At 65.1% G+C, this 12,728-nt stretch carries 14 protein-coding genes; 11 read left to right on the top strand and 3 right to left on the bottom strand.

Annotated features, from left to right (window positions below; translation table 11 throughout):
• Window positions 1–281: 281 nt before the first annotated feature.
• On the bottom strand, window positions 282–1,181 hold the full coding sequence (locus ACFV15_RS08495) for a phosphotransferase (RefSeq protein WP_378349549.1): 900 nt from the start codon (window positions 1,179–1,181) through the stop codon (window positions 282–284).
• Between the two features lies 1 nt (window position 1,182).
• Entirely contained in the window at window positions 1,183–2,529 is a 1,347-nt protein-coding gene (locus tag ACFV15_RS08490) for a helix-turn-helix domain-containing protein (protein WP_378349548.1), read from the bottom strand.
• Between the two features lie 194 nt (window positions 2,530–2,723).
• Here ACFV15_RS08490 and ACFV15_RS08485 point away from each other — a divergent pair, with 194 nt between their 5' ends.
• The 7 genes from ACFV15_RS08485 (at window position 2,724) to ACFV15_RS08455 (ending at window position 9,745) form a co-directional block, all read left to right on the top strand.
• Complete coding sequence (locus ACFV15_RS08485; RefSeq protein WP_378349547.1) at window positions 2,724–3,860, top strand: radical SAM protein; 1,137 nt, start codon at window positions 2,724–2,726, stop codon at window positions 3,858–3,860.
• Window positions 3,857–4,474 (top strand): exonuclease domain-containing protein, encoded by a 618-nt coding sequence (locus ACFV15_RS08480; RefSeq protein WP_378349546.1) that lies wholly within the window; start codon window positions 3,857–3,859, stop codon window positions 4,472–4,474. The genes ACFV15_RS08485 and ACFV15_RS08480 overlap by 4 nt, the downstream gene beginning before the upstream one ends.
• Entirely contained in the window at window positions 4,471–5,070 is a 600-nt protein-coding gene (locus tag ACFV15_RS08475) for an AAA family ATPase (protein ID WP_378349545.1), read from the top strand. The genes ACFV15_RS08480 and ACFV15_RS08475 overlap by 4 nt, the downstream gene beginning before the upstream one ends.
• Before the next feature lie 50 nt (window positions 5,071–5,120).
• Window positions 5,121–5,552: a hypothetical protein gene (locus tag ACFV15_RS08470; RefSeq protein ID WP_378349544.1), complete on the top strand. Its 432-nt coding sequence runs from the start codon at window positions 5,121–5,123 to the stop codon at window positions 5,550–5,552.
• 57 nt (window positions 5,553–5,609) lie between these two features.
• Complete coding sequence (locus ACFV15_RS08465) at window positions 5,610–6,461, top strand: helix-turn-helix domain-containing protein (protein ID WP_378349543.1); 852 nt, start codon at window positions 5,610–5,612, stop codon at window positions 6,459–6,461.
• Complete coding sequence (locus tag ACFV15_RS08460) at window positions 6,461–6,892, top strand: NUDIX domain-containing protein (RefSeq protein ID WP_378349542.1); 432 nt, start codon at window positions 6,461–6,463, stop codon at window positions 6,890–6,892. Before ACFV15_RS08465 ends, ACFV15_RS08460 begins: the two co-directional genes overlap by 1 nt.
• 168 nt (window positions 6,893–7,060) lie before the next feature.
• Window positions 7,061–9,745, top strand: coding sequence for an MFS transporter (locus tag ACFV15_RS08455; protein WP_378349541.1), 2,685 nt, complete (start codon window positions 7,061–7,063; stop codon window positions 9,743–9,745).
• Here ACFV15_RS08455 and ACFV15_RS08450 read toward each other — a convergent pair.
• Entirely contained in the window at window positions 9,729–10,118 is a 390-nt protein-coding gene (locus ACFV15_RS08450; protein WP_378349540.1) for a winged helix-turn-helix transcriptional regulator, read from the bottom strand. The genes ACFV15_RS08455 and ACFV15_RS08450 overlap by 17 nt on opposite strands.
• 284 nt (window positions 10,119–10,402) lie before the next feature.
• Between ACFV15_RS08450 and ACFV15_RS08445 the strand changes: the two genes are divergently transcribed.
• From ACFV15_RS08445 to ACFV15_RS08430, 4 genes are all read left to right on the top strand, one after another.
• Window positions 10,403–10,576 carry a hypothetical protein gene (locus tag ACFV15_RS08445; RefSeq protein ID WP_378349539.1) on the top strand — a complete coding sequence of 58 codons (174 nt, stop codon included), beginning with the start codon at window positions 10,403–10,405 and terminating at the stop codon, window positions 10,574–10,576.
• A complete protein-coding gene (locus ACFV15_RS08440; RefSeq protein WP_378349538.1) occupies window positions 10,573–11,220 on the top strand; it encodes an SAF domain-containing protein in 648 nt (215 codons plus the stop codon). The genes ACFV15_RS08445 and ACFV15_RS08440 overlap by 4 nt, the downstream gene beginning before the upstream one ends.
• Window positions 11,221–11,291: 71 nt before the next feature.
• Complete coding sequence (locus ACFV15_RS08435) at window positions 11,292–11,867, top strand: hypothetical protein (RefSeq protein ID WP_378349537.1); 576 nt, start codon at window positions 11,292–11,294, stop codon at window positions 11,865–11,867.
• 209 nt (window positions 11,868–12,076) lie between these two features.
• Window positions 12,077–12,727, top strand: a complete 651-nt coding sequence (locus ACFV15_RS08430; protein WP_378349536.1) for a hypothetical protein — start codon at window positions 12,077–12,079, stop codon at window positions 12,725–12,727.
• The last annotated feature ends 1 nt before the right edge of the window (window position 12,728 follow it).

Genomic DNA, 12,728 nt, shown 5'->3' with positions numbered 1-12,728 from the left:
GCGAGGTGATGTGCGGCGTGTGGGACAACTTGCCCTCGTGCCGTTATGCGAGGAGGGTTGCTTCGAGTCACGGACCTATCCACGTGAGCAGCTCACGCGTTGGTGTCGCTGCGGCGTAAGCGACTGCGATCGTCGCTGGCGATTGCTCGCAAGGATGGAGAACGGGTTGAGCGTCCAGTGGGGAGAACATCTGGCCGCCTACGGTGCGGAAAGAAAGACTGACCATTGACAGTTGAGTCCATATTCGATTCCGGAACATCGCAGCCGTACTCTGGTGGCTGTCATATTGCGTTCCATGCCCATGGGCGAGGAACTTCGCCACGTATACAGGCGAAGCGGTGTCTGGCTTCCTCTGCAAGAGTCCGCCTCTGATCGGCTTTGCTGAGGGCGAAACATACCCACCGTAATTCTTGGATGTCACCGAAGAGGCGGTAGTCGGCATCCGCGGTCACGTCATACCCGCCATACGCAGCGACGAAGCTGCAGTAGTCCGCTTCGGTGATCCTCGCGAAGTCCGTGTAGTCGACTGCGAGTTGGATCAGATCCCACGCGCGGTGGCCTATCGACACCGCCTCAAGGTCGAGCACGATCGGCTGGCCTGACTTCGGGACGGCGATGTTGCCTTGCCATGCGTCGCCGTGGATGACTACGGGTGCATCGTCGTCAAGACGCTGTCCGTAGCTTCGCTGCAATTCGTGCAGGTGGTCGCTTAGCCAGGCGAGTTCTGCTTCGCGGAGAACTCGTGTGCTCGAGATACGAGAGTCCAAGTCGGCGAAGGGATCGTGGCGTGGCAGATCCGGCGCGCTCGTGATGGGCAGTGCGTGGATGGTGCGTAGAACATCGCCGAGCTCTGCTGGAGAGGCTGGTCGGTGCTCCGGAAGCAGGGCCCACCATGTCACCGGCCGGTCGCCGACCACTGTTGGCTGCCGGATGCCGGGTAGAGTTTCCACCGCTGCCAGGCCCGATCCGCGAAACCATTCGGCGACAGCGACCTCGCGTCGCGCGACTGCCTCTGTTCCTGGGCGCCCAATTCGGGCTACAACGCCTGACGGCAGGCGATACAGAGCGTTGGACCCGTTGCGGATGAGCTCGGCGCCGGCGTAGTCGAATCCCGCGAGCCGTGCGGCCGCGGCGAGTGTTTCGTCGACGACGGCTTGATCCCAGGCAACATCTTTCGTCATCTCAGGTTTGCGCTCCTGCAAGCAAGGTGATGTCCCGGCGCAACTCGGCGACGTCTCCGATGCTCTCATGCTGTTCAGATACGTGTGCCAAGGTGCGGAGCTCGGCGGTGAGCCGTTGGGATCGGATAGGAGCCGCTTCAACGACAGCTTGACGGCCGACGTCGAGACCTTCATGCGGATCGCCCGTCGTCATCAGAAGTGCAGCGAGACGAGTCCGGGAGAACGTTCGGGAACGCGGGTAGGTCGAGCCGTGCAGTTCGATGGCGTTGCGGAGCCGTACGGCGGCTAGTTCGGCATGCTTGTTTTGGTGTGCGACTGGAATGAGCGCTTTTCCTGTGCTTCCTTGGTGTTCGGCTTCGTCGTAGTAGCACAGCCACGGTGGATCTCCGGCGGGGTCGCGGTCTGCGAAGTGGCTGTCCGCACGGTCCACTTCGGAGACTGCCTCGGCCGTTCGGTCGGTGAGCGCGAGGATGCGTGCGCGGAGGGCGGACAGCATGGCTCGTGCGGTTGCTGGGATTCGATCAGAGCGGACCTGGGCGAACTCGATCAACGACAGCGCTTTGTCGAGGTCGCCCAGGTAGATGACCATTCGAGCCAGTTCCGCGAGAGTGTTGGCACGCAAGGACCAGGAGTTTCCTTGTCGAGCACACCACAAGCTGAACCGGAAGCAACGGTCGGCCGCGTCGTAGTTCGCTATGTCGAATGCTGAATGTGCGACCACGCTGCTGAGGTTTCCGACGGCTTCGGACATGGCGTCGCGGACTTCGTTCGTGGCGCGCGCCTCGAGCAGGCGGCCTGCCCACCGAAGCTGCCCGAGCGCGGCGTCGCAAGAAAGGCCGCCGCCGAAGAGGTTCTCCGACATGGCGATCGCCCGCGTGGTGGTGCGGACGTGCTCAACGTCTGTCCAGCCTATTTGCTGGGGGACAGGCGTCTCGACCGACGTTTGCGCGAGGTACTCGACTGGGCTCACGTCAAGCTCGATCGCGCTGTACGGATCGAGGCCTACTGTGACCTGAGCAGCTGTCGGCGTAACCGCGGCACTGTCGAGGACAGGCAGATTGGTCGCCGTATCGTTGGTACGTAGCCGTTTCTGCTCCGCCAGTGCCGCTTCTCGCAAATTGAGGAGTTCGCCTGCGGCGTCGAGAGCGCTGTCCAAAGCGCTGACTAAGCCTCGCGACGGGAGGTTGGCCACTTTTCGTTCGGCCATGGAGACGTACTGCCGGCTATAGCCGATCCTCGCCGCCAGCTCGGGCTGGCTCAGACCTGCGTCTCGGCGGAGCTGCTGGATTCGCGTAGCGAGGAGCTTCGCCGCGGGCCGATCTGGCTCGGTAGTCGCATCGTCTTTCATTGGTTGCTCCGGTAGGCCGAGGGGGCAAATACGGCCGGTGGTTGATTTGCCTCGTTACGTGATCATAGCTGGTCCTGGTCGTATGACATCAGTCCTTAACCGGTGTCGACGATCAGGAGGTTCCCGTGGCGATGATCTCGGGGCAAGAGCTTCAGGCGGAGGTGCCGCCTCGCGCTATCCGGCGCCCTGTGCGGATGCTGACCGACGCTGAGCGTGCTTATGTGCGGCCTGAGCTGCTGGAGGTCGTGGAGAACCGCAAGTCGGGTTTGTCGTTGAACTGGATCATCGGCTGCCCGCTCGATTGCGGCTATTGCGTGCGGCATCTGTTCGACAACTTCAGCATGACCGTGCCCAGGGCGTTGATGCGAGAGTCGGAAGCGGCCGCGCTGCTGACCGGCCATCCGTTCTTCGAGCCGCATGTGACACCGATCCAGCTGCTGAACCGGGCGACGGACCCGATGCTGCCTGTGGTGAAGGAGCACACCTTCGAGATGCTGCGGCTGCTCGACGAGCAGGAGCTGACCAATCATGTCTTGGTGATCACGCGCTGGCGCCTCAGTCCCGAGGACTGTGCGGTGCTCAATTCGTTGCGGCACCTGAAAGTCACGGTGCTGATCACCTATTCCGGCATCGACGACGCTCGGGTCGAGCCGGTGAACTCCGAGATCGCCGCGACGTCGCTGCGGACCGCGTACGCGCACGCCGAGCGCTACCGGGTGATCCTGTACTGGCGGCCGATCGTGCCAGGTCTCAACGATTCCCCGGTTCATCTGCAGCGCGCGCTGGCACTGAGTTCTCATGCGCACGCGACCGTGTTCACCGGCTTGTTCTACAAGGACCAGATCCGCGACTACTTTCAGGCCCATGGCCTGCCCGAACCATATGCCGAAGGTGCGAGGAGGAAGGTCTTCCCGGAGCGGCTGGAGCAGGCCATCCTGACCGCCGCAGCCGCCCGGCCGCCGGGCGCCTCACCGCTGTTCCGCAAGACCTCGTGCGCCGTCGCCTACGCGCACGGGCTGCCGGACTACAACGGGCATGTCGGCGTCCGGGAGCTGTGCGACATCTGCCCGGCGGCGCAGCTGGGACGATGCACATCCGGCTGGAAGCAGCCGGAGGCTCGGGATGTCGCCGCGATGGCGGCGAGCCTGGGCGGCACGCTGATCGCGGTCACCGACCGCGCCGCAGTGGTGTCGGGGCTCGACGAGCAGCGCCGCTACCGGATCCAGCATCATTTCGGATTCCAGGTGCATGACGTGACCAAGCCGCACCACCCGCACCGGCACGGCCGAGCCGACCTCGGCTGGCCCGAGCCCGCCCCGGAGGCGTCATGAACACCCTGCCCAGCGCCCTGCACGGCCAGCGGCTGGCGGTCGTCGACGTCGAAGGCAACGGCCAGCAGCCACCCGAGATCATCGAAATCGCCATCCTGCCCGTCGACGACCAGCCGCCGACCGAACACACCATGCAGTCGTGGCTGATCCAACCGGCGAAAGAGATCACCTCGCTGGTCACGCGCAAAGTCCACGGCATCACCAACGAGGACGTCGCCCACTGCCCGCCCTGGCGCGGCGTCGCGCCTGAGATCGACGACGCGCTGGCGGGGCGGGTGCTGATCGCGCACAGCGCGACGGTGGAGCACCGGGTCCTCGGCGCGCACTTCCCGGACTGGAACCCGCCGCTGGTGCTCGACACCGCGCGGCTGGCCAAGCACGTGTGGCCCGGCATCGGCAAGTACGGGCTCGACGCGCTCATCGAGCACGCGAGCCTGGACACCAGCGGTATCTCCGACCAGCGTCGTCACCGCGCGCGCTTCGACACCTGGTGCGCCTGGCAGCTCTTCCACACCCTTGTGGCGGAAAGCGAGCTCGGCTGGGATGCGCTGGTGCGGGCCGCCGCGCTGCCCGCGTTCGTGCCGCCCGAGGATACTGGGGGCGGGCTGTGGTGACGACCGAGCAGGTGGAGCGGCCGGTCAGTATCGGCGTCCTCGGTACGCACTCCACCGGTAAGACGACGTTCCTCTCGCAGCTGACGCACGAGCTGAGGCGCCGCCGGATCCAGGTCGCCACCGTCGCCGACCTGGGGGAGCAGGCCCAGCGTCGCGGGATGCCGATTCTGTACAACCACACCTGGACCTCGACAGCGTGGATTATCACCCGCGGCATCAGCGACGAGCTGGAGGCCTGGCTGCACGCCGACGTCGTCCTCGTCGACCGCGCCGTCCCCGACGCGCTCGGTTACTACCGTGCCGCCCTCGAGTATCGCGACGAGTCACCCGATCCGACGGCACTGTCCTATCTCGACGGACTCGTCCGCAGCCATAGCGCCAGCTACGATTTGCTCTTCCGCACCACCTTGGATCCGAGTATCCCGGTCGGTGCGGAAAAGGCGCGGGACAGCAACCTCGACTTCCGATTGCTCGCGGACAAACACGTCCAGCAGGTCCTGTGCGACCTCGAGTTGCCGCACGATCCACTGCCCGCGAGCGGCCACGAACACGCACTCGAACGCGCGATCACCTTCATCACCGCACGCCTGGGCTAGCCCGGCGAACCACAGCCACGCCAGCGTTCAACCATTCCGAGAGAGCCGTCATGGCGCCTACTATTGTTACGTCCAAACAATTCCATCACTACAGCGTCGAGCTGGGGTGGCCGGTCCAGTTCGAGAACGGGCATTGCTACCTGCCGACCAACGCGGGCATGGTCGGGCTGGTGCTTCCGGTCGCGCTTGCGAGCGAGGTCAGCGCGGAGTTCACGCGCCGCGGGATGTTCGTTCCGACGCTGAAGAGTCCTGAGCGGCAGAAGCGATGGATTTTTCTCGCCGACACGCCCACGAGCGTGCCGCCCGATATTCCTGGCTGGACCGAGCTGATCTCCGGTCCGCAGCGCATCCTCCTGCCAGGCGGACCTGGCCTCGCGCGATGGATTCGCGAGCCGACCCGCGAACATCAACGTGCGCCTGGGTACGCCTTGGCTGTCAGTGCGATCCGCAGCGTTCTCCGCCGCTCAGCCGTCGGAGTGTAAGAGCTCCGCTTGCCCACCGGTTCATAGCAATAATTTCAATCTGTAGAAGGATTTCGCATGATGAGGCAGGTTGTTTCGCGTCGCCAGTTCGGTTCGGAACTGCGGCGCCTCCGGCTTGAAGCCGGTGTGCAACAACGTGAAATCGCAGAGGTCATCGAATGTGATGCAAGCCAGATCAGCAAGGTCGAACGGGGCGAGCGCACTGTTAAGCAGCTTGAGCTCAAAGCAATACTGCACAGGCTCGACGTTCGCGGCGAAGACTACTCCGACATGATGACGCTGGGAGAACGGGCTCGTGCGCGTCAGTCGAAGCGGAAGAGCATGCCCTTGATTCCTAATTCGCTGCTGCGGTTGAGGGATTTCGAAGAGGATGCGGTCGAGATCTTCTATGTTAGCGAGGGTTACGTGCCGGATTTGCTGCAGACTCCTGAATATACCTCTGCAATCTCTGAGATCGCTGCGCGTCCCGCGCGTGCGCCACTCGAGACCTTGCTGGAGTTCGCGGCAGATCGACAGTCCATTCTCGATCGGAAGACACCCCTGTGGTTCGGCGTAGGCGAAACCGCGCTACGACGCCAAATCGGAAGCCGTACCGTCATGCGTGATCAGCTTCAGTCTCTGCTGAGCGTGGCCGCCAAGCGTCCGTGGATTCAAGTGCAAGTCGTGCTTGCCAACGGAGAGCCGAATCCGCTGGCGGGCAACGAGGTGAGCGCGTTCCGCTTCGGTCCCAGGGCCGAGAACGTCATCTACCAGTCGACTGTCGTCGGTGGCGGTGTGTACTGGCATGAGGATGCTGATACGAAGCCGTGTTTGCGTGCGTTCAGGAATCTGCGCGGGAGCGCCCTCGGCGTGGAGCCGAGTCGGCTTCTCATTTCACGGCGCATCACGGAGCTGGCCGAGGGTGAGTGATGAGCGCTTGTCTGATGGAGGCTCGCGTTGCGGCAGTCATCTGCCGCGACGGCCATCTGCTGGCGTCTAGCTCAGGTTCGGGCGCGGCGTGCCTACTGCCTGGCGGGTTGGTGCACGCTGGTGAGCCGATCGAACTTGCCCTTCGGCGCGTTGTGCGAATGCTCATCGGGATCGCCGTGGTCGAGACCGAGTTTCTGGCGGTGGTTGAGCGCCGTTACCGAGACGATCGGGGGCGCGCCATCCACGAGATCACTTTCGTCTTCGACGCGTGCCTCGAACAGCGGCTCGACCAGAGCGAGGCACGGCCAGGGTATGTCTGGCTCGAGCTGGAAGAGCTCGGCGCGAGCGACCTTCAGCCCGTGCAGGTCAGGGAAGGCTTGGCCGCCGGCCGGTTCGATAACAGTCCGTGGTTGTCGATCACGTCGAGGTGAACATTACGCTTGGTAACAGCGTTACTACATTCGAGGGAACTGTAGCTGCACGTGTGCGTTTGACGACGCTCCGGGCATACCGTGGTTGGTCCAAGTGGGTCTAACGGGACCTGAAAACTACCAGCATGGCGCGCCCGCAGCGCCGCCTGGAGTTCGCAGGGGGGCGGTATGGCCGAACGTCGGCGCGTCAGTTTTGGCGAGCCATTGCGCGTGCGCGAGTTCCGCGCGCTGTGGTTCGCAGAGCTGTTCTCGATCGGCGGAGACCAGATCGCTCGCGTGGCGCTGTCGCTCGTCGTCTTCGCGAGGACTTCGTCCGCGGCCCTGACCGCGATGACCTACGCCTTGACGTTCATCCCGTCGGTGCTCGGCGGCTTCTTGCTGTCCGGGCTCGCCGATCGGTACCCGAGGCGCACCGTCCTGATCGTCACCGACGTCGTCCGCGGGCTGCTCGCCGCCGCGATGGCGCTGCCGATGCTGCCGTTGCCCGCGTTGTGGATCTGCACCGCGCTGCTCAGCGCCGCGGCCGGGCCCTTCAAGGCCGCGCAGTTGGCGATCATGCCGCAGATCCTCGGGCGGGAACGGTTTCCCGCCGGCGCCGCCCTGCGGCAGTTCACCGGCCAGATCGCCCAACTGGTGGCCTTCGCGTCCGGCGGCTTTCTGCTGTCCGTGATCGAGCCGCACCTCGGCATGCTGCTCAACGCGGCGACGTTCCTGCTCAGCGCGCTCATCATCGTGGTCGGCGTCCGCGCCGAGCAGCCAGCGATTGAGCCTTCAACCGAGAAAGCATCGCAAGAGCCAGCGACCAAGAGCGGCGGTCGACAGCAGCTCGTCCTCTTCGCCTTGGTGCTGCTGATCGGCTTCTACGTCGTCCCCGAAGGCTTGGCCGCGCCTTATGCGCACGCTCTGGGAGCGTCCGCTGTCGGCGTCGGCCTGCTGTTCGCGGCCGATCCGATCGGGAGTGCGCTGGGCGCCTGGTTGAGCACGCGACTTCGGATCCCGGTCTCGCCGATGTCGGCTGCTCTCCTGGCTGCCTCGGCCGGAATCCCGCTCATCTTGTGCACGTTTCAGGTCGGCCTGGTCGTCTCGATCGTCCTGTGGGCGATGTCGGGTGCCCTGTCAGGCCTCTACCTGATCCAGACGCAAACACTGGTCGTCGACCTCGTGCCGGATGCTCGCCGAGGGCGGGTCATGGGCCGGATGGCGACCTGTTTGTACAGCTCCCAGGGCATCGCGATCCTGGCTGGTGGAGTCGCGGCTGAAGCCGTCGGCCCATTCCGGGCGGTGGCACTGTCCGGCCTGGTGGCCACGGTGCTGGCGCTGGTGATCGGGATGCTGTGGTACTTCACTCGCTCCCGGCGGCGGACCGGGAGCGAGCGCGGTTCGTCGGCTACGGACGTGGGTGATCACCAGTCCTTGTTACCCATGGACGGAACCTCCTCCCAGCGAACGGACTGCCTGGACGGCCCATCCGCTGAGGTCACCGCGAAGGCGCCCACCGGTGGACCGCCTGGGGACGCAAGCCCGTCAAGTATGAAGGTCAAGTCGCCCATAAGAGCTGATCAGGGTCGAACGGTTACGCACCGCATCTGGATGATCAACACATGGAAACTATGGGCACTCCCGCCTCGAGTGCTCGCGTACGTGTTGAGTATCGAAGCCGTCGCGGTAGTGGCGACGGTTTTCCTCGCTGATTTTCACGTCGTCACGCAGCGGGATTTGCTTCGCTGCGGCGTGCTGGTGGTGCTGGGTTTGGCGGCGGCCGAGGTCACGCATCGGGTCGAGCAGCTGCGCCGCAGGTTCTCGGACACCCCGCACGTGAACATGAGCTCGGTCTGGACGCTCGCCGCAGCACTTCTGTTCCCGCCCGGCCTCACGGCGCTGGCCGCGGTCGTCCTCTACGGGCACATGTGGGCAAGGAGCTGGCGCCGAGTCTCGGGGATGAACCTCTACCGCGCGCTGTTCAGCGTCAGCTCGGTGATCCTCACTTGCTACGTGGCAGCCGCCTTCGTGAAGTGGTTCCCGGCTGCGGCTGCTCTCGACTTCTCGCGCCTTGCCGGGGTCGGCGGCCTCGTCTTGGTGATCGTCGTTTACTGGCTGATGAACTCGAGCTTGGTCGCTGGCGTCATCGCGCTTGCCCAGGGTGAGCGGTCCCTTGGCAGGCTGGCGGGCAGCTGGAGCGAGAACACCCTCGAGTTTGCGACCCTGTGCGTCGGCGTGATCGTCGCCCTGCTGATGTCGATGTTTCCTCTGGCGCTGGCGTTCGTCCTGCTACCGCTGTTCGTGCTGACCCGCAGCGTTCTCGTCCGGCAGCTCGAGCTGGCCGCGACGACGGACCAGAAGACCGGCTTGCTGAATGCGACAACCTGGCAGAGCCTCGCGCTTAAGGAGATCGACCGGGCTCGCAGGCACAAGACACCGGTCGGAGTGCTGATGGTCGACGTCGACCACTTCAAAGGGGTCAACGACACCTACGGCCACCTGGTCGGCGACGACGCTCTGCGCGCCATCGCGCGCACGATCAAGCAGAGCATCCGTTCCTACGACCTCTGCGGCCGATTCGGCGGGGAAGAGTTCGTCGTACTGCTCCCGGACACCGATACCGACGCCGCCGTCGAGGTGGGAAACCGGATCTGCGCGGCCGTGCGCGCTGTGCGGCTGAACGACCTGGAGCAAGGCGATCCGCTGAAGGACCTGCGGCTAAGCGTGTCCATCGGCGCCGCCGCCTACCCGATGGCTGGAGACGACCTCGAGGAGGTCCTGCTCGCTGCGGACAACGTGGTCTTCGCGGCGAAGGACGCAGGCCGAGACCGGGTCCACGCCATCACGCCCGGCCGGTCTAACTCTGCTGGTTGACGGTCTCGGTGTTCCCTTTGAGCTGGTCTCGGTTCTCTTGCGCCCACTCGGCGAGCGGCCGGACAGCACGCAGAAGCGAGCGACCTATTGGTGTGAGCTGGTACGAGACGACCGAGAAGTTGCCGGTCTCGGCCGCGTAGCGCTCGATCAGCCCGTCGTCGCGAGCGCGCTGGAGCGTGTCGGTGAGAACCCGGTCGGAGAGCTTTCGGCCGCGGCTCACGCGCTGCTCGACTTCGTTGATCGTGGTGATCAAGTCCTTGTACTGGGTTTCTCCGCGTGCCAGCGCGGCCAGCACCGCGACCGTCCAGCGCCCGCGCAGTACTTCGAGCGCGGTTTGCACGCTGTGCCGATACGGAACGTCCCACCCCTCCATGTCTGACAGCTAACACGATCCGCAGAGCTTCCGGTGGCCGTATTCGCCGGGATCGAGCGCCCGAATGGGTGAGAAACCGTCCACTGAGCCCAGGCTCAGTGGGGGACTTACGTTGCCCTCAGTCGACCCCTCCCCGGTATTCCAGAAGGCAGCCAGCAGAAACGGACTGCCTGGCGACGCAGGGAAAAGACGGACGCCGGCTGGGGCACTTGCCCCCTCGCAGTCGGACACGACGCCGAGTTGCCCCGGCTGGTTTCCGTCGAAGCAAGGGGGAGGAGCCAGGGATGGTCGCCGACTACATCCTCGAATGCGGTCATTGGGAGGAACTGCCCGCGACCGACGAGATGCTCAGCACGGACCCCAAGACGGTGGACGGGTACGTCTGGTGCACCGAGTGCAAGGACTGGCGGCTCGTGATCGAACGAGCTGATCCAGCCGACGTCGAGGTCGCGTCATGACGATCACTGACTCCGCGCCGCGGACTAGCACCTCAAGCCCGGCTCCGTCGACCGAAGAACCCGAGGAGAAGAAGTACGGGCCGATGATGCATGTGGCGGCGGCCGCGATCGCGGCCATCGTCGCGGTGCCGATCATCTGGGTGGTATCGCTCCTGCACGACAAGACGATTCCTGTCCTCGTGCTGGCACGCGACGTAGGCGCCATACAGAAAATCGCCGAACAGGACTTGACCACCGTCGAGCTTGAACCCGACCACGGAGTGCGATTCGTCAGGTCAGCTGACCGAGCCGATGTGCTGGGGCACTCGCTCGCGACCGGCTTGGCCAAAGGCACGATCTTGACCATCAGTGATCTGGCCTCCGACTGGTCCGCAGGACCTGGAGCCCACGTCGTCGGTCTTCTCGCCACCGGCGCGCAGCGCCCAGCACAGCCTTTGCGGTCTGGGGCGCTCGTCTGTGTTTGGCTGCCGTCGGCGAAAGCCCCGTGTGGCGGCGACGGGTCGTTTCAGGCCCGCGTCGCCGAGGTCGGCCGACCGGACCGGGACGGATCAATGGTCGTCGACGTGATCGTCAGCTCGGCGCACCTCGAGCAGGCGCTGGCCGCGAGCGGCGGCAACGCGCTCATCAGTCTGATCGGAGCATGACGATGAGCCGTGAACGGAAATTCTCAGGACAATCAGCGCGGCCAAATCACAACGAGAAGGACGCGTGCTCAATGAAATGTCTTCGTATTTCGGTGCTGGCGATTGTCGTGATCAGCGCGACGAGCTGCTCCAACAGCGGAACACCTGCACCGAGCCCGGAGACACCGCCGCCGGCTTCCTCGACTTCGGCGCTCCCGCCGTCGCCGGAGGAAATTGCCAAGCAGGCAGCGCTCGCCGCATACGACGGCTACTGGAAGACCAGCACGGCCGCGGAGAAGGATCCGCGAGCCAAGGACTGGCGCCAAGACCTCAGCCAGTACCTGGTGGATCCCGAACTGACCAAGCACCTGGCGGAAATCCAGAACCTGGCTTCGGTGCCAGCGCATATGGAAGGCGACTACGGACGAGCGCCGGTCGTGAGCGAGGTATCGCTGAAGGACGCCGATCCGCGCGTCAAGATCACCGACTGCCTCGACCGGACGCAACTCCATCTCATCAGCGACAAGCCGGGTGACAACCGCAAGGTCTTGGACAACCCGGACCAGCCGCGCCGCTACGAGTTCCGAGCGGAAGTCGTCCGCTACGCCACCTTGGACAACCGCTGGCTCGTCCAAGTCGTACAAGCCCAACTGGACAAGCCATGCTGAAACACACGAGCCTGCTCGTCGCGCTGGTGATGACGTGCGGGCTGCACCCGACAGCAGCTCGAGCCGACGGGCCCGGCGGATGCAAGTCATCCGGGGTCCGAGGGACATGCTGGGTAGACGCAACCGATCCGGGACGTCCAGGCGCAGGAACCGGAAGCAAGCCGGGCAAAGGCGGGAGCAAGGGCGGCTCCGGCCCGCAGTGCCCGCTGATGGAGATCCCGCAACCTGGCTCCGGCGACCCGATGTGGGCAGGCCGCGACCCCGCCAAAGGCCACCTCATGGTGCAGATCTGCGGCGTCGGCGGGCCTGGCGGCGGATACGGCGGCGACGCGCGCGTCGTCTACGTCGCCAATGGCGGAGGACCGGTGGTTCCGCAGGTTTCGCCCGTCGAGCTCGCGCAACGCGCGATCGAGCAGATGGGGCTCGCCGCGCCGGAGATCAAGCTGGCCCCGCCCGCGGATTCACCGCACGGAGCGACGATCGGATTCCCGGTGTGGATGTGGACCGCGCGCAGCGAGGCGACGACCGGCCCGGTGACCCGCACGGCGAGCGCGGGCGCGATCAGCGTGACGGCGACGGCCAAGCTGGCGCGGATCACCTGGTCGATGGGCGACGGCTCGGCAGTGACGTGCGGGCCGGGCACGCCATTCATCGAAGACCGCGCCGGCCAGCCGTCACCGACCTGCGGCCACATCTACCTCAAGAAAGCAGCCGCCGGCGCGTTCGGCATCGCCGCGACCAGCCACTGGGAGATCAGCTGGTCCGGGGGCGGGCAATCCGACTTCCAAACGATGGCGCTCACCTCGAACGCCCAATTGCCGGTGCGGGAGATCCGCACCCTGAACATCCAGGGAGGCTGAC

The organism is Amycolatopsis sp. NPDC059657 (assembly GCF_042734395.1).
Taxonomy (GTDB): Bacteria; Actinomycetota; Actinomycetes; order Mycobacteriales; family Pseudonocardiaceae; genus Amycolatopsis.
This window is presented reverse-complemented; position numbering and strand designations above follow the sequence as displayed.